At 68.6% G+C, this 16536-nt stretch carries 17 protein-coding genes; 8 read left to right on the top strand and 9 right to left on the bottom strand.

Annotation, left to right across the window (positions count from 1 at the left end; genetic code table 11):
- Positions 1–40 precede the first annotated feature (40 nt).
- Positions 41–2359, top strand: coding sequence for a cell cycle protein kinase DivL (divL, locus tag ABID41_RS09710; RefSeq protein ID WP_354297465.1), 2319 nt, complete (start codon positions 41–43; stop codon positions 2357–2359).
- 82 nt (positions 2360–2441) lie between these two features.
- The gene (locus ABID41_RS09705) at positions 2442–3026 is read left to right on the top strand and encodes a sigma-70 family RNA polymerase sigma factor (protein WP_331932633.1); all 585 of its coding nucleotides are present in this window, start codon (positions 2442–2444) and stop codon (positions 3024–3026) included.
- A 67-nt stretch (positions 3027–3093) separates the two neighbouring features.
- Here ABID41_RS09705 and ABID41_RS09700 read toward each other — a convergent pair whose 3' ends face one another.
- The 6 genes from ABID41_RS09700 to sdhC all read right to left on the bottom strand — a co-directional run bounded on the left by ABID41_RS09700 (position 3094) and on the right by sdhC (position 8171).
- Positions 3094–3414, bottom strand: a complete 321-nt coding sequence (locus ABID41_RS09700; protein WP_331932632.1) for a 2Fe-2S iron-sulfur cluster-binding protein — start codon at positions 3412–3414, stop codon at positions 3094–3096.
- A gap of 20 nt (positions 3415–3434) precedes the next feature.
- The gene (locus tag ABID41_RS09695) at positions 3435–4664 is read right to left on the bottom strand and encodes an NAD(P)/FAD-dependent oxidoreductase (RefSeq protein ID WP_331932631.1); all 1230 of its coding nucleotides are present in this window, start codon (positions 4662–4664) and stop codon (positions 3435–3437) included.
- Between the two features lie 79 nt (positions 4665–4743).
- A complete protein-coding gene (locus tag ABID41_RS09690) occupies positions 4744–5526 on the bottom strand; it encodes a succinate dehydrogenase iron-sulfur subunit (protein WP_331932630.1) in 783 nt (260 codons plus the stop codon).
- Positions 5527–5588: 62 nt separating this feature from the next.
- Positions 5589–7376, bottom strand: coding sequence for a succinate dehydrogenase flavoprotein subunit (sdhA, locus tag ABID41_RS09685; RefSeq protein ID WP_331932629.1), 1788 nt, complete (start codon positions 7374–7376; stop codon positions 5589–5591).
- 4 nt (positions 7377–7380) lie between these two features.
- Positions 7381–7773: a succinate dehydrogenase, hydrophobic membrane anchor protein gene (sdhD, locus tag ABID41_RS09680; protein ID WP_331932628.1), complete on the bottom strand. Its 393-nt coding sequence runs from the start codon at positions 7771–7773 to the stop codon at positions 7381–7383.
- Positions 7773–8171 carry a succinate dehydrogenase, cytochrome b556 subunit gene (sdhC, locus tag ABID41_RS09675; RefSeq protein ID WP_331932627.1) on the bottom strand — a complete coding sequence of 133 codons (399 nt, stop codon included), beginning with the start codon at positions 8169–8171 and terminating at the stop codon, positions 7773–7775. Before sdhC ends, sdhD begins: the two co-directional genes overlap by 1 nt.
- A 181-nt stretch (positions 8172–8352) precedes the next feature.
- Here sdhC and ABID41_RS09670 point away from each other — a divergent pair, with 181 nt between their 5' ends.
- Entirely contained in the window at positions 8353–9237 is an 885-nt protein-coding gene (locus ABID41_RS09670; RefSeq protein WP_331932626.1) for a LysR family transcriptional regulator, read from the top strand.
- A gap of 46 nt (positions 9238–9283) precedes the next feature.
- Here ABID41_RS09670 and zapE read toward each other — a convergent pair whose 3' ends face one another.
- Entirely contained in the window at positions 9284–10414 is a 1131-nt protein-coding gene (gene zapE, locus ABID41_RS09665; RefSeq protein ID WP_331932625.1) for a cell division protein ZapE, read from the bottom strand.
- Positions 10415–10508: 94 nt separating this feature from the next.
- Between zapE and ABID41_RS09660 the strand changes: the two genes are divergently transcribed.
- A complete protein-coding gene (locus ABID41_RS09660) occupies positions 10509–10871 on the top strand; it encodes a hypothetical protein (protein WP_331932624.1) in 363 nt (120 codons plus the stop codon).
- Here the strand turns inward: ABID41_RS09660 and ABID41_RS09655 are convergent.
- Complete coding sequence (locus tag ABID41_RS09655; RefSeq protein ID WP_354297464.1) at positions 10868–11509, bottom strand: hypothetical protein; 642 nt, start codon at positions 11507–11509, stop codon at positions 10868–10870. The two genes, ABID41_RS09660 and ABID41_RS09655, sit on opposite strands and share 4 nt — an antisense overlap.
- 40 nt (positions 11510–11549) lie before the next feature.
- Positions 11550–13064, bottom strand: a complete 1515-nt coding sequence (locus ABID41_RS09650) for a CoA-acylating methylmalonate-semialdehyde dehydrogenase (protein WP_331932462.1) — start codon at positions 13062–13064, stop codon at positions 11550–11552.
- 292 nt (positions 13065–13356) lie between these two features.
- Here ABID41_RS09650 and ABID41_RS09645 point away from each other — a divergent pair, with 292 nt between their 5' ends.
- From ABID41_RS09645 to ABID41_RS09630, 4 genes are read left to right on the top strand one after another with little or no spacing between them, the layout of a single operon-like run.
- Positions 13357–14235 (top strand): GNAT family N-acetyltransferase, encoded by an 879-nt coding sequence (locus ABID41_RS09645; protein ID WP_331932463.1) that lies wholly within the window; start codon positions 13357–13359, stop codon positions 14233–14235.
- Positions 14232–14714, top strand: coding sequence for a tRNA (adenosine(37)-N6)-threonylcarbamoyltransferase complex ATPase subunit type 1 TsaE (gene tsaE, locus ABID41_RS09640; protein ID WP_331932464.1), 483 nt, complete (start codon positions 14232–14234; stop codon positions 14712–14714). Before ABID41_RS09645 ends, tsaE begins: the two co-directional genes overlap by 4 nt.
- Complete coding sequence (gene amgK / locus ABID41_RS09635) at positions 14698–15789, top strand: N-acetylmuramate/N-acetylglucosamine kinase AmgK (protein ID WP_331932465.1); 1092 nt, start codon at positions 14698–14700, stop codon at positions 15787–15789. The genes tsaE and amgK overlap by 17 nt, the downstream gene beginning before the upstream one ends.
- Entirely contained in the window at positions 15786–16520 is a 735-nt protein-coding gene (locus tag ABID41_RS09630; protein ID WP_331932466.1) for a nucleotidyltransferase family protein, read from the top strand. The genes amgK and ABID41_RS09630 overlap by 4 nt, the downstream gene beginning before the upstream one ends.
- The last annotated feature ends 16 nt before the right edge of the window (positions 16521–16536 follow it).

Genomic DNA, 16536 nt, shown 5'->3' with positions numbered 1-16536 from the left:
TTGAGATGATTCGCCGTCCCGGGGCGGCGACGGAGCAGCGATGAGCGAACAAGATCTGATCCTGGGCGCTGCAGCCGGCGCCGTGCTCCTGGCGCTCTGCGCGATGTTCTGGTTGGTGGACCAGCGGCGACGCAACGAGGCCCGGCTGGCGGCCCTGCGCGGGCGTATCTCCGAACTCGAGGCCGCCGCCGACGCGGCCCAGGCCTCGGTCGAGGCCTTCGACTCCGCGCTGCTCTCGGTCGAGGACGGCCGCGCCTCCCTCACCTCGGGCGAAGAAAGCCTGGCCATCTGCGCCCAGGCCATGGGCGCGCCGCCTGGCGACCCGCAGGCCCTGATCTCGGCCTTCATGCGCGCCGACCCGGATCACGCCCGCCGCCTGCTCGCCCTGTTCGAACGCGGCGAGGCCTGCGCCTTCGAGGCCCACGGCCCCAAGGGCGTGGTGGCTGTCGAGGGCCGCGCGGCCGGCGCCCTGGCCTGGCTGCGGCTCTCGGCCGTCATCGGCCACGACGCTGGCCTGCCGACCGCCCCGCGCTTCGCCGCCTTCCTGGACGGCCGCCCGGCCCCGGCCTGGATCGCCGCGGCGAACGGCGCCCCGCTATGGGTCAACGCCGCCTGGCTGAAGGCCGCCGGCGCCGCCACCCTCGACGAGGCCCTGGCCCGCGGCGTCTCCTTCGACAAGGCCGCCGACAGCCTGGTGGCCGAGGCCTCCAACCTCGGCGCGCGTCGCCAGACGGTGCGCTGGACCGCCGTGGAGGGCCGCCGCCGCGCCTTCCTGCTGACCGCCCAGCCGCTGGAGGGCGGCGGGGTCGGCGTCTGGGCCGACGACATCACCGAGACCGAGGAGTTGCGCGAAGGGCTCAAGCGCCATGTCGAGGCGCATGACGAAACCCTGAACCACATCGCCGACGCCGTCGCCATCTTCGGCGAGGGCAAGCGCCTGCTATTCCACAACACCGCCTTCGCCGAGCTCTGGGGCCTGGAGCCCGCCTGGCTGGTCGAGCGCCCCACCCACGGCGAGGTGCTCGATCGCCTGCGCCAGCGCCGGCGGCTACCCGAAACCGTCGATTATGCACGGTGGAAGGCCGCCGAGCTCGACCGCTACGAGGACACCGCCGCGGGCCCCGACGACCTCTGGAGCCTGCCCGACGGACGGACCATCAAGGTCGGCCGCCAGCCCCATCCCATGGGCGGCGTCGTGCTGCTGTTCTCCGACATCACCGGCGAGCTGCGCCTGAAGGCCCAGTACAACGCCCAGATCCAGGTGCAGCAGGCCACCCTCGACAAGCTCAACGACGCCGTCGCCGTGTTCGGCTCCGACGGCCGCCTGCGCCTGCACAACGAAGCCTTCGAGCAGTTCTGGAACGTAACCCCGGCCCAGCTCGACATGGCTCACGACTTCGAGGGCGTGGTCGATCTCTGCGTGCCGCGGCTGCACGACATGGGCTTCTGGCGCGAGCTGAAGGGCCGGGTGGCCGATCCCGACCCGCAGGCGCGCGCCCCGATCTCGGGCGAGGTAAAGACCTCGGACTCCCGTATCGTGGTCTATCAGAGCCGCCCGCTGCCGGACGGGGCGACCCTGATCGCCTTCGCCGACGTCACCGACGCCCGCAAGCTGGAGAGCGCTCTGGCCGACCGTTCGGCCGCCCTGGCCGAGGCCGAACGCCTGAAGCGCGACTTCGTCGGCAACGTCTCCTACGAGCTGCGCACCCCGCTCACCACCATCATCGGCTATTCGGAGCTGCTGGAACGCTCGGGCGAAAACCTGTCGGAACGGGGCCGTGGCCACGCCGCGGCCGTCCGCATCGCCGCCACCCAGCTCGCCCGCTCCATCGACGACGTCCTCGACATGGCGCAGATCGACGCCGACGAGATGGCGCTGGACCTCGAAGACGTCGACGTCGCCGACCTTATCGCCAAGGCCGCCGAGCGGTGGGCGGGCGAAGCGGCCGCTGCGCGGGTCAAGATCAGGATCGAGCACTCGCCGACCATCGGTCTGCTGCGCGGCGACGTGCGCCGTCTGGCCCAGACCCTCGACCACCTGGCCGAGAACGCCATCCGCCAGACCCCGCCGGACGGAACCGTCACCCTGGCGGCGCGCCGCGGGCTGGGCGAGGTGCAGCTCCAGGTCACCGACACCGGCCGCGGCATCCCGTTCCACGTCCAGGCGCACATCTTCGACCGCTTCATCGGCCGCGAGCGCGGCGGGCCCGGCCTGGGCCTGGCCCTGGTGAAGGCGCTGGTCGAGCTGCATGGCGGCTGGGTGGCCCTGGAAAGCGAGCCGGGCGCGGGCGCGACCTTCACCTGTCACCTGCCCGAGGCGGCCCAGGGCGCTGCCGGCCATCCCGAGCTCGGATTCTGAGCTGTTTTGGAGCTTTCGGGGGTTCGCCGCGTTTAGGACACGAGGGGCGCGTAGGCTCCCCGCCTGAATGGAAGGTGACCACATGACTGACCAGGATCGCGCGGACGACATCTTCAAGGCCGAGCTGACCGGCCTCATCCCCCAGATGCGGGCCTTCGCCCGCTCTCTCTGCCGGGACGCTGTGGCCGCAGACGACCTGGCTCAAGACGCCCTGTTGAAGGCCTGGAACAACCGCGGCAGCTATCAGCCGGGCACCAACATGAAGGCCTGGACCTTCATGATCCTCCGCAACCAGTTTTACTCCGACAAGCGGCGCTCGTGGCGCTCCAGCCAGCTCGACCCGGAAGTGGCCGAACGCACGCTGGAGGCGGCCTCCAACCCCATCGCCAGCCTCGAGCTGGACGAGGTTCGACGCGCCCTGGCCTGCCTGCCGGACGACCAGCGTGAAGCGCTGATCCTGATCGGCGCCGGCGGTCTTTCGTATGAAGAGGTTTCTGAAATCTGCGGCTGCGCTATCGGCACCATCAAGAGCCGGGTGAGCCGCGCGCGCGACCGTCTGGCCGCGATCATCGAGTCCGGCGACTACGGCCAGGACGACATCCTGCCTTCGAGCGCCATGGTGACCATAATCTCCCAGCTCGATGGCCTGCGCGAACACGCCGCCTGAGAGCTCAGGACATAGCTATGGAAACGGCCCGGCCTGACGCCGGGCCGTTTTCGTTCTGGGCTCAAGCCTAGTGCTGGCTTTCCGGCATGCGGACAATCAGGCCGTCCAGCGCGTCAGTGACCTTGATCTGGCAGGACAGGCGGCTGTTCGGCTCGACGTTCTCGGCGAAGTCCAGCATCGAGTCCTCCATGGCGGAGGTCGAACCGGTCTTTTCGCGCCAGGCCTCGTCCACATAGACGTGGCAGGTGGCGCAGGCGCAGGCCCCGCCGCAGTCGGCGTCGATACCCGGGATGTTGTTCTTGACCGCGCCTTCCATGACCGTCAGGCCATTCTTCACGTCGACGACATGTTCGGTGCCGTCATGCTCGATATAGGTGATTTTGGCCATTTACTCCCCTTCGTCGCCGTTTAGACGGCGACCTCTTTCATGGAAACGGACGGATCGGCGAGCTTGGCGGGATCGACCGACTTGCGGTTGGCGATCAGTTGCTTGCCCATCATGAATTCCGGCGGCGAGTTGATCGCCTCCACTGACTGCACCTGATCGCCCTTCAGGTGGAACACGGCAAACTTGCCCGAGGCCGGATCGCCGCGCAGCAGGATCTTGTCGGCGTCGAAGGGCAGGCCCGCGATCTGCAGCTTCAGGTCATACTGGTCGGACCAGTTCCACGGCACCTCCGGCGTGGGCGCCGCCCGGCCGGTGATGGCGCTGGCGGCCTGCTTGGCCTGCTCCAGGGCGCTCGGCACGCTCTCGGGGCCGAACATGCGGCCATAGTGCGGCAGCGGGCGATGGGTCACGTCGCCGATGGCGAAGACGCTCGGATCGGCCGTGCGGGCCTCCAGGTCCACCACGATGCCGCGGGCGCACTCCAGGCCGGCTTCCCGGGCGATCTCGTCGTTCGGGACGGCCCCCACGCCCAGCAGCACGACATCGCATTCGATCACCCGGCCATCGGCCAGCCGAACGCCCGTCACCTTGCCGCCTTCACCCACGAAGGCTTCGACGCCCGCGCCCAGCACGAACTCGACGCCGCGCGACAGGTGATAGCCGTGGAAGAAGTTGGAAAGCGCTTCGCAGGCGCTGCGCGCCAGGATCCGGGGTTCGCGCTCGATGATCACCGCCTCGGCGCCCAGGGCGCGCGCCGAGGCCGCGACCTCCAGCCCGATATAGCCGCCGCCGATGATGGCCAGGCGCTTGCCGGGGCCCAGGGCCGCCTTGATCACCTCGGCGTCCGCGGCCGAGCGCAGTGTAAGCACCCCTTCCAGGTCAGCGCCCTCGATCGGCAGGCGGATCGGCCGCATGCCGGTGGCGATGATCAGGACGTCATAGGAGACGATGGAGCCGTCGGAGAGGGTCACGGTCTTATCCGACCGGGCCAGCTTTACGGCCTTCAGGTTCGGCCGGAAGTCGATGTTCTGCTCGCCGTAGAACTCGAGCGGCTTCAGGGCGAGGGAATCGGCGTCCGCCTCGCCTTTCAGCCAGGCCTTCGACAGAGGCGGCCGTTGGTAGGGAGGGATCGGCTCCTCCCCCACCATGGTGATCAGGCCGGTGTGGCCGTACTGGCGGAGGAGGGCCGCGGCCGTGCCGCCGGCATGGCCCGCCCCAAGGATCACAACATGCGCATCCGATTGGCTCATATATGCCCCATGCAGAAAAGTGACGGCGGCGTCAACTTTCCAAACACAGTTCGGATCGTGCGCCGATCCAAAAAAAGCCTTAGACGACCCGTTCGACCAGCATCTTCTTGATCTCGCCAATCGCCTTGGCGGGATTCAGACCCTTCGGGCAGACCTGGGCGCAGTTCATGATGGTGTGGCAGCGATAGAGCTTGAAGGGGTCTTCCAGCTCGTCCAGACGCTCGCCGGTGGCCTCGTCGCGGCTGTCGATCAGCCAGCGGTAGGCGTGCAGCAGGGCGGCCGGGCCGAGATACTTGTCGCCGTTCCACCAATAGCTGGGGCACGAGGTCGAGCAGCAGGCGCAGAGGATGCACTCGTAGAGGCCGTCCAGCTTCTCCCGGTCCTCGGGGGTCTGGCGCCACTCCTTCTGCGGCTCGGGCGTGGTGGTGTGCAGCCACGGCTCGATCGAGGCGTACTGCGCATAGAACAGGGTCAGGTCCGGGATCAGGTCCTTGACCACCGCCATGTGCGGCAGCGGGCTGATCTGGCACTGGCCACCCGGGACCTCGTCGTGGCCGTGGGTGCAGGCCAGGGTGTTGCGGCCGCCGATGTTCATGGCGCAGGAGCCGCAGACCCCTTCCCGGCACGACCGGCGGAAGGCCAGGGTCGGGTCGATGTTGTTCTTGATATGGATCAGGACGTCCAGGACCATCGGGCCGCAGGCGTCAACGTCCACGTCATAGGTGTCCCAGCGCGGGTTTTCCGTGCCTTCAGGATCGTAACGATAGATCCGGAACGTCTTGACCTTCTTGGCGCCGGCCGGCGCGGCGAAGTGACGGCCCTTCTGGATCTGGGAGTTCTTGGGCAGGGAGAGCTGGACCATCAGACGCTTTCCTTGGACGCGGACGCGTTGAGCATGGAGGGAAGACGGATCATCGACAGGGCCTAGTAGACCCGCGCCTTCGGCGGGATGTAGGCGATGTCGTTGGTCATGGTGAAGCTGTGCACCGGCCGGTCATCGAGGCGCACCTTGCCGGTGGCGTCGTCGAACCAGGCGAGGGTGTGCTTCATCCACTGCTCGTCGTTGCGGTCCGGATAGTCCTCGTGCGCATGGGCGCCGCGGCTTTCCGTACGGTTGCTGGCGCCGACGACGGTCACCGTCGCCTGGCCGATCAGGTTGTCCAGCTCGAGGGTTTCGAGCAGGTCGGTGTTCCAGATCAGGCCACGGTCGCTGACCTTCAGGTCGGGACGCTTGGCATGCACCGCTTCCAGGCGCTTGACGCCCGAGGCCAGCGCCTCGGTGGTGCGGAACACCGCGGCGTCCTCCTGCATGGCCTGCTGCATCTCGAGACGCAGGGCCGCGGTCGGGGTGCCGCCGTTGGCGTTGCGGAACTTGTCGAAGCGGGCGAGGTGGCCGTCGGTCATGGCCGGCTTCAGTTCCGGCTGGGTCGCGCCGGCCTTGATCGTCTCGGCGCAGCGCAGGGCCGCCGAACGGCCGAACACCACCAGGTCGATCAGCGAGTTGGAGCCGAGGCGGTTGGCGCCGTGCACCGACACGCAGGCCGCTTCGCCCACGGCCATCAGGCCCGGAACCACCTTGTCGGGGTTGTCGCCGTCGCGGGTCACGACTTCCGAGAAGAAGTTCGTCGGGATGCCGCCCATGTTGTAGTGGACGGTCGGCAGGACCGGGATCGGCTCCTTGGTCACGTCGACGCCAGCGAAGATCTTGGCGCTTTCCGAGATGCCCGGCAGGCGTTCGGCCAGCATCTTCGGATCCAGGTGATCCAGGTGCAGGAAGATGTGGTCCTTCTTCGGACCAACACCGCGGCCTTCGCGGATTTCGATGGTCATGGCGCGGCTGACCATGTCGCGAGGCGCCAGGTCCTTAACGGACGGCGCATAGCGCTCCATGAAGCGCTCGCCCTCGGAATTGGTCAGGTAGCCGCCTTCGCCGCGGGCGCCTTCGGTGATCAGGCAGCCGGCGCCGTAGATGCCGGTCGGGTGGAACTGCACGAACTCCATGTCCTGCAGCGGCAGGCCGGCGCGCAGGGCCATCCCGCCGCCGTCGCCGGTGCAGGTGTGGGCGCTGGTCGCCGAGAAGTAGGCGCGGCCGTAGCCGCCGGTGGCCAGGATCACCTGCTGGGCCTGGAAGCGGTGCAGGCTGCCGTCGTCGAGTTTCCACGCGGTCACGCCGCGGCAGACGCCTTCGTCCATGATCAGGTCGAGGGCGAAGTACTCGATGAAGAACTCGGTGTCGTGCGCCAGGCTCTGGCCATACATCGTGTGCAGCATGGCGTGGCCAGTGCGGTCGGCCGCCGCGCAGGTCCGCTGGATCGGGGCTTCGCCGAAGTTCTTGGTCATGCCGCCGAAGGCGCGCTGGTAGATCTTGCCCTCAGGCGTCCGCGAAAACGGCACGCCCCAGTGCTCCAGCTCGTAGACCGCGGCCGGCGCATTGCGGCAGAGGTATTCGATGGCGTCCTGGTCGCCCAGCCAGTCCGACCCCTTGACGGTGTCGTACATGTGCCAGCGCCAGTCGTCCTGGCCCATGTTGCCGAGGCTGGCCGAGATGCCGCCCTGCGCCGCCACGGTGTGCGAGCGGGTCGGGAACACCTTGGTGATGCAGGCGGTCTTCAGCCCCGCCTGGGCGCAGCCGAGAGCCGCGCGCAGGCCCGAACCGCCCGCGCCGACGACCACCACGTCGAACTTGTGATCGATGAACTCGTAGCTCGCCATGGGATCAGACAGCGCCTCCCAGCGCGACCTTCAGGATGGAAAAGACCGCCAGGGCGCCGAAGAGGGCGCAGGCGAAGAGGTTCAGAAGCAGCAGGCCGGCGCGGCTCGCGCGCTTTTCGATGTAGTCCTCAATGACCACCCGCAGACCGCCATGCATGTGCAGGAACGAGGCGACGATCAGCAGGACCAGCAGGGTCGGGTTCAGCGCCGACGACGTCATCCAGGCGACCGCGCCGTAATAGTCCAGGCTCGCCAGCCGGATGGCGGCGAAGACGCCCCAGAGGACGAGCGGGACCAGGGCCGCGGCCGAGACGCGTTCCGAAATCCAGGCGCCGACGCCGTGCTTGGCGGCGCCCAGGCCGCGGGCGCGGCTAAGGGGGGTGCGAAAGCCCGACATCAGAGCGCTCCCGTCATGGCGGCGATGATCCAGACCACGATGGTGGCGGCGATCGAGAAGGCGATGCAGACGATCGCGCCCATGGTCGCGGTCTGCACCTTGTAGCCGTGGCCCAGGTCCCAGATCAGGTGCTGGACGCCCTTGGCCAGGTGGTAGAAGACCGACAGCGTGAGGCCGAACATGACGATCTTGCCGGGGAAGGAGCCCAGCACGGCCTTGAAGGTCGCATAGGCTTCAGGGCCGGAGGCAAGGGCCAGCGCCCACAGCGCCAGGATCAGGCCGCCGCCATAGAGGGCGCAGCCGGTGACGCGGTGCAGGATCGACGTGGCCATGGTCGCGTGCCAGCGCCATATGGTGGTGTGCGGCGAGAGCGGGCGTTCACGTGGTGCAAAGGTCATGGGCGTTCCGGTCTGGAAGGAGCGGCCCGCTTTTAAGCCGACGCCTTCGGGTGTCAACGAAGACGCAGCCCAAGCCCATCGAAGAACTTGCGACCTCCCCTTCGCCGTCGCCGAAGTTCCTTCGCTTTTTCTTTTGATGCAATGCGTCTTTCCCGTAATCATCCTTCGCCGGAGACGAAGGATGCGCTTTGACCTGACCGACCTGCGGCTGTTCTGCGAGGTGACGGACGCCGGTTCGATCACCCGCGGGGCCGAGCGCTGCGCGCTGGCCCTGGCCGCGGCCTCCACCAGGATCCGCAATATGGAGGAAGCGCTAGGCGCGCCGCTGCTGGAACGCTCGCGCCAAGGGGTCACGCCGACCCCGGCGGGCCGGACGCTCCTGAAGCACGCCCGAACCATCCTTTCCCAGACCGCCCGGCTGCGGGAGGACCTCGGCGCCTATGCCGGCGGGCTTTCGGGCGAGGTGCGGCTGCTGGCCAACACCAACGCCCTGACCGAATTCCTGCCCGAGGCGCTCAGTCGGTTCCTGGCCGACCATCCGCACGTCAGCATCAATCTGGAAGAGCGCCTGTCCGACGAGATCGTCGGCCTGGTCGCCGAAGGCGTAGGCGACATCGGCATCGTCGCCGGCACGGTCGACATGGGCAGTCTGGAGACCTTTCCCTTCCGCTCCGACCGCTTCGTGGTGGTGACCAGCGCCATGCACCCCCTCGCCAGGCGGGACTCCATGACCTTCGCCGACGTGCTGGGCTGCGATCTCGTGGGCCTCGACCGGGCGAGCTCTCTCCAGCGCTTCCTCTCGGCCAAGGCCGCCCGCGAGGGGCGGCCCCTGCGCCTGCGCGTCCAGCTTCGCAGCTTCGACGCGGTCTGCCGGCTGGTGGAATGCGATGTCGGGGTGGGCATCGTCCCCGAAACCACCGCCCGCCGCGCCTCCAGGACCATGGAGCTGGGTATAGTGGACCTCACCGACGATTGGGCGCGGCGCGAACTCACCATCTGCGTCCGCCGTCTCGAACAGCTCGCCCCCTACGCCCGCGAGCTCGTGGAAAGCCTGCAGCGAACCTAGAGCGCGTTCCGCAAAAGTGGAAACCGGCTTTGCGATTAGAACGTGCTCAAATCTTTGAATCTAGAGCGTTCTCGTCCAGCCAGTCGGCCGAGCGCATCTCCTGCAGGCGCGAGGCGGTGCGTTCGAATTCGAAGGCCCCGTCGCCCTCCGGATAGAGCAGCGTAGGCTCGGCCTCGGCCAGCAGCACCGTGCGCGTGCGCGCCTCGTAGAGCGCATCCACCAGGATCACGAACCGCCGCGCCTCCTCCCGCCGGTTGGCGGTCAGCTTCGGCACGTCCTCCAGGAAGACCGTATGGAAGCGGTCGGCGATGGCCACGTAGTCGTTCGGCCCCAGGGCCACCGAGCACAGGCTGGCGAAGCTCGCCCGCAGCATGCCGCCCCCGGTGTGGGGCAGGTGGATCTTGCGGCCCAGCACCTCGATGGTCTCGCCGGTCTCCTCGTCCCCGTTCAGCATGTCCCGCCACAGCCCCTGAAAGCTGCGCTCGTTGTCCGGGTCGATCGGCGAGAACCACGATCCCGCCGCCCGCAGCCGGTCCAGCCGATAGTCATGCCGCCCCGCCACCACGACGATCTCGACCTTGCTCTTCAAGAGATCGATGAACGGCAGGAAGAGCTGGCGGTTGATGCCGTTCTTGTAAAGCTCGTCCGGCATGCGGTTCGAGGTGGCGACCAGGGTCACACCGCGGGCGAACAGCGCCTCGAACAGCCGCCCCAGGATCATGGCGTCGGCGATGTCGGTGACCTGGAACTCGTCGAAGCAGAGCAGCCGCGCCTGGCCCGCCACGACGTCGGCGACGGGCGGGATGGGGTCGTCGCCCTTGGCCTGGCCGAACTTCGCCTTGCGCGCGGCCGCGTCGCCCCGTCGCCAGGCGTCGATCAGGCGGTGGATCTCGCCCATGAAGACGTGGAAGTGCGTCCGCCGCTTCTTCGCCACCGGCGCATTGGCGAAGAACAGGTCCATGAGCATGGACTTCCCCCGCCCCACCGGGCCGATCAGATAGACCCCCCTCTGACCTTCGGGCTTCTTGAAGAACGAGGCAAAGCCGCTGGGCTCGGCGTGGGCCAGATCGCCCTCCAGCCGCACCAGCGGCGCCAGGGCCGCGGCCTGGACCGGATCAGGGCGGATCTCACCGTTCGCCAGCTTGGCGTCGTAGGCCGATTGTAGAGGGGAAGGCATGGCGCCATCGCCTAGCCCGCCACGCCGCCGGCCTCAAGGGCGGAACAGGGGCGCAAGATGGCGGTTTGGTCTTTGGATGGATGAGGAGACCAGCATGCCCGATAAACCGAGAAGCTACTCGCCGACCACCCAGGAAGCCAACCGCGCGCGCCAGCAAGGCGCCGGGATGGGCCAGAGGGACCTGGACCAGCAGGCAAGCCCGGGCCGCCCCGAGCAGGAGCCGAGATCCTTCGACACCGAGCCGAACGCGGCGCTGCACGGCTCGCCCGCCAACCTTGACGCTCACGACCTGGAGGAGGACGACAACCCGCAGCTCGACTGGGGCGAGGCCGACCCCGACGCCCTCCACGGCCAGACGCACACCCGCCGCCCGGTAAAGACGGAGGCCTCGCGCGGCCAGGGCCGCAAGACCCGGGCCCGCAACAAGCAGATCGTATCGGGCAAGCCCTACGGCTAACCCGTGACCCCCAGTTCCTGGCGCACGAAGCGATAGGTCTCGCGCCGCTCGCAGGCGCAGCCGCGCATCTTCCCGTCCTTGGTCCACCAGATCAGGGTCGGATAGGCGAAGTTGATCCCGTTGGCCTTGAGCAGCGGCCGCAGGTCGTCCACCAGCTTGCGGCCGGCCTCGACCACCGCCGTGCGCGCCATGTCGCCGTCGGCCGCCGCGACGCCCGGCGCCGTCCAGGCCTCCGCCGGAACCTCTTCCCACTGCTGCATCAGCGGCCACGAGCGGTTCAGCCACAGCTCGGCCACCGTCGCCCGCTCGGCCGGCGTGGACTTGGACACCCCGTTCACGTCGCGGCGCGCGATGACGATCACCCGCGTGTCCACGTTCGCCGCGTGCAGCAGCGGGAACTCCTCGGCCATGAACCGGATGCAGTCGGGGCAGGTGCGGAACGAGACCATGTAGAGCTTGGGCCCGGTCTTGCCCGGCGAGACCCAGCCGGCGGTCTCGAGGATCCGGGCGATCTCGGCCTGGTTCCGTGTGATCGTCTTGGGCCGCCAGCGCAGCTCTTTGGCCCAGTACGCGTAGCCGCCGACCGCGACGAGGGCGACGACCAGCCCAAGGATCGCCCAGACCTGGAATTTCTTCATTGGCGCCCCGCAGGAAGACCTGCGGGCGAGACTAGAAGCTTCAACGCATGGTGGGAATGACGAAGGCGGAATCGGCGTGGGCGTCGCCTTCCGGCCAGCGCGCCGTCACCGTCTTGACCTTGGTGTAGAACTTCACGCCCTCCATGCCGTGCTGGTTCGCGTCGCCGAAGGCGCTGCGCTTCCAGCCGCCGAAGGTGTGATAGGCCACCGGCACCGGGATCGGCACATTGATCCCCACCATCCCGACATTGACCCGCGCCGCGAACTCCCGCGCCGCCCGGCCGTTGCGGGTGAAGATCGCCACCCCATTGCCGTACTGGTGCTGGCTCGGCAGGGCCACCGCCTCCTCGAAGGTCTCGGCGCGGACCATCTGCAGCACCGGGCCGAATATCTCATCCCGGTAGGTCTTCATGGTCGGCTTCACGTGGTCGAACAGCGACGGCCCGATGAAGAAGCCCTTCTCGAAGCCCTGCAGCGCAAAGCCGCGCCCATCGACCACCAGCTCTGCGCCCTCGTCGACGCCGAGCTGGATGTAGTCGGAAATCTTCTTGCGGTGGGCCGCGCTCACCACCGGCCCATACTGCGCGGCGGCGTCGGTGGAGACCCCGACCTTCAGCGTCTCGATCTCGCCCAGCAGCCGTTCGCGCAGCGCCTCGGCGGTCTTGGCGCCCACCGGCACGGTCACCGGCAGCGCCATGCAGCGCTCGCCCGCCGAGCCGTAAGCCGAGCCGACCAGGTCCTTCACCGTCTGGTCGAGGTCGGCGTCGGGCATGACGATCCCGTGGTTCTTGGCCCCGCCCATGGCCTGGACACGCTTACCGTTGGCCGTCCCGGTTCGATAGACGTAGTGGGCGATGTCCGACGAGCCGACAAAGCTGACCGCGGCGATGGCCGGGTGCTCCAGAATCGCATCGACCGCGACCTTGTCCCCGTGGACCACGTTCAGCACCCCGGCCAGATCCATGCCGAGATTGGTCCCCGCCTCCATGAACAGCTCGCCCAGCCGCACCGGCACGGACGGATCCTTCTCGGAAGGCTTCAGGATGAAGGTGTTGCCCACGGCCACCGCGATCCCGAACATCCACATCGGGATCATGGCCGGGAAGTTGAAAGGCGTGATACCCGCGGCCACGCCCAGGGGCTGGCGCATGGAATAGACGTCGATCCCCGGCCCCGCGCCCTCGGTGTATTCGCCCTTCAGGGCGTGGGGGATGCCGCAGGCGAACTCGATCACCTCCAGCCCCCGCTGGACGTCGCCCCGGGAGTCGGCGACGACCTTTCCGTGCTCCGACGACAGCAGCGTGGCCAGCTCGTCCATGCGCGCCTCGACCAGCCGCTTGAACTCGAACATCACCCGCGCTCGCCGCTGCGGATTGAGGGCCGCCCAGGCGCCCTGCGCCTTCAGAGCGGCCTGGACCGCAGCGTCCAGTTCGGCCGCGCTAGCCAAGGCGACTTTTGCCTGGACCTCACCCGTATTGGGGTCGAAAACCTCGCCGAACCGGCCAGAAGCGCCAGGAACAGCTACACCATCGATGAAATGCTGGATGTCGCGCATGCCGAACCCTAGGCCTATGCGAGCCACCTGGGTAGGCCTGACGCCACGTCAGCGATCACCTCACTTCCCCGCAGTGTCATCCCGGCTGGAGCGAAGCGGAAGGTCGGGCCCCATAAGCGTGGCGATCGAAGGCTTGCCTCCGCCCGAGCCGCATCCTGCTGATCGGGCGCTTATGGGTCCGGGTCTTCGGCCGACAGCCGAAACCGGGATGACACCGGCGTTGGTGAGATGGTGAGCGGCGACGCCGATCCGCTTGCCCCTCCGCCCGCCGCCGTCGCATTCTGCGCGTCCGATGACGAGCCTCGCACCGACCGCTTCCGCCCTGCCCGCCGGCAAGGCCTATCACGACCACATCATCGACGTGCTGATCGCCGAGCGCGCGCCCAAGCTGTCAGGCGGCGCCCTATGGCCGCTGGTGCGCCCGCCGCTCTACCGGATGCTCGACTATCGCAAGGCGCGCGCCATGGCCGACGCCATCGCACCGCTCTCCGGCCGCGCGGCGCTGGACCACATCTCCGACCTCCTGAGCCTGAAGGTGGGAATCTACGGCCTAGGCCGCCTGCCGCAGCAGGGGCGGACCATCCTGATCTGCAACCACCCCACCGGTATCGGCGACGGCATCGCCGTCTACGATGCGCTCAAGGGCGCGCGGCCGGACATCTGCTTCTACGCCAATTCCGACGCCCATCGGGTCGCCCCGCGCTTCGACGAGATCCTGATCCCCGTCGAATGGGTCGAGGAAAAGCGCACCCGCGAACGCACGCGCATGACCCTGCAGCTCACCCGCGAGGCCATGGAGGCCGAGCGCGCCCTGATGATCTTCCCCGCCGGCCGGATCGCCCGCCATGGAGCCGATGGCGTGCTGGCCGACCCGGAGTGGATGGCCAGCGCCATCTCCATCGCCCGCAAGTACGAAGCGACCCTCGTTCCCATGCATCTGTCGGGGCCCTGGTCGAGCCTCTTCCATTTCTTCAACCGCTTCTCCAAGGAGCTGCGGGACATCACCCTTTTCCATGAGCTGCTGAACAAGCGGGGCCGCGAGTTCTCGTTGATCGTCGGCCCGACGATCGCGCCCCAGGCGCTCGATCCGGACGCGAACGCCGCCACCCTGGCGCTCAAGGCCTATGTCGAGCGCGTCCTGCCCGCCCATCCCGACCAGGCCTTCGCATGATCACCCCCGCCGACGGCGAATTCCGACTGGACGACGAGACCGCCACCGCCCGCCTGGGCGCGGCCATCGCCGCCGAGTTGCAGCCCGGCGAAGCCGTTTGCCTGACTGGCCCCCTGGGCGCCGGCAAGTCCACCCTGGCCCGCGCCCTGATCCGCGCCCTGACCGGCCCGACCGAGGACGTGCCGAGCCCCACCTTCACCATCGTCCAGTTCTATGAAGGTCCGCGGCTGAAGGTGGCGCATTTCGACCTCTACCGGCTCACCTCGCCGGACGAAGCCTATGAGATCGGCCTCGATGAGGCCCTCGACGACGGCGCGGCGGTCATCGAATGGCCCGAGCGCCTGGAGGGCCATCTTCCGCCCGACCGACTTGATGTAGAGATCATTCCTGATGAGTCGCCAGATGGCGGAGAGGCCCGCCGCGCGCGGCTGATCCCGGCGGGGGCCTGGGAAGGACGTGGGATTGAGTTCGGATCGTGAGGGCCGCAAGGCCGAATTCCTGAAGGCCGCCGGCCTCGACACGGCGCGGCGCGAACTGCTGGCTGGCGACGCCTCGACCCGCAGCTACGAGCGGCTGCATCTGCCCGACGGGACGCGGGTGATCTTCATGGACCAGCCGCCGGCCGCCGAGACCGCGGTGTGCCCACCCGGCGCCACCGACGCCGAGCGCATGGCCATGGGCTACAACGCCGCCGCGCGCCTGGCCGCCGGCTCGGTCGCCGCCTTCGTCGCCACCGCCGCCTATCTGAGCGAACACGGCCTCTCGGCGCCGAAAATCATCGCCCACGACATCGAGGCTGGCCTGGCCGTCCTCGAAGACCTGGGCGATGGCCTCTACGCCACGCTGATCGCCGAGGGCCAGGCCGAACAGCCGCTCTACGAGGCGGCCGTGGACGTGCAGGTCCAGCTCCAGGAGGCCGCGCCCCCCGACGTCCTGGTCGCCGGCGACGCGGTCTGGCCGCTGCTGACCTACGATACCCTGGCCCTGAAGGTCGGGACCGACACCTTTCTCGAATGGTGGCCGAAGTTCTCCGGCCTCGCCCCCTTCTCGGCCCAGGCCATCGCCGAGTGGGATGAACTCTGGGCGCCCGTCTGGGTCCGCGGCGAGGCCGGCGCCAGCGTCTTCACCCACCGCGACTATCACGCCCAGAACCTGCTCTGGCTGCCCGAGCGCCAGGGCGCGGCCCGCGTCGGCCTGCTGGACTTCCAGGACGCCCTTCGCGCCCACCCGGCCTGGGACCTGACCCACCTCCTGCAGGACGCCCGCCGTGACGTCTCGGCCGAGCTGGAAGGCGCCATGCTGGACCGCTTCCTGGCCGCCCGGACCGACCTGGATCCCGAGATCTTCCGCACTGACTATCGCGCCCTCGCAGCCTCCAACGCCGCACGCATCCTCGGCCGGGTCTTCGCCCGCCAGGCCCTGCTCGGCCGGCGCCAGTACGAGGCCTTCATGCCCCGCACCTGGCGCTACCTGGAACGCAACCTCCAGGACCCGGCCATGACTGGCCTCAAGGCCTGGTTCGACCGCCACGTCCCGGCCGAGGCCCGCCGATGAGCCGGATCAAGACCGCCATGGTCCTCGCCGCCGGGCTCGGGACCCGGATGCGGCCGCTCACCGACGATCGGCCCAAGGCCCTGGTCGAGGTGGCCGGCCGCACCCTGATCGACCGGGTGCTCGACCGCCTGGTCGAGGCCGGGGTCGAGCGGGCGGTGGTCAATGTCCACCACTTCGCCGACCAGATGGAAGCCCATCTGGCCGGCCGGAAGGATCTCGAAATCCTGATCTCCGACGAGCGCGCGGCGCTGCTCGATTCCGGCGGCGGGATCAGGCACGCCCGGCCGCTTCTGGGCGACGAGCCTATCCTCATCGCCAACATCGACTCCCTCTGGATCGACGGCGAGACCCCGGCTCTTCAAACGCTCAAGGCGGCCTGGGATCCGGACCGCATGGACCTCTGCCTGCTGCTGGTCCCCCGCGGCCAGGGCATCGGCTTCGAAGGCCCGCAAGGCTTCTTCCGCGACGACGCCGGCCGCCTGACCCACTCGGCCAAGCCCGAACCGCCGACCCCCTACGCCAATATCGGCTTCCAGATCCTCAAGCCGCAGATCCTCGACGGCGAGCCCGACGGCGCCTTCTCCATCGTCCCGGTCTGGTGGCGCCTCTCCGAGCAGGGCCGCCTGTTCGGGGCGGTCATGGACGGATTCTGGATGCATGTCGGCGACCCTGCCGCCCGGGAGGCGGCCGAGGCCAAGCTCGCCAAGTCCACGTCTCCCGCAAAAGGATAGGGGGCGGGAAGCGCAC

The sequence above is a fragment of the Phenylobacterium koreense genome, from assembly GCF_040545335.1.
GTDB lineage: Bacteria > Pseudomonadota > Alphaproteobacteria > Caulobacterales > Caulobacteraceae > Phenylobacterium > Phenylobacterium koreense.
The sequence above is the reverse complement of the archived record's forward strand: the minus strand, read 5'-3'. Positions and strand labels throughout refer to the sequence as shown.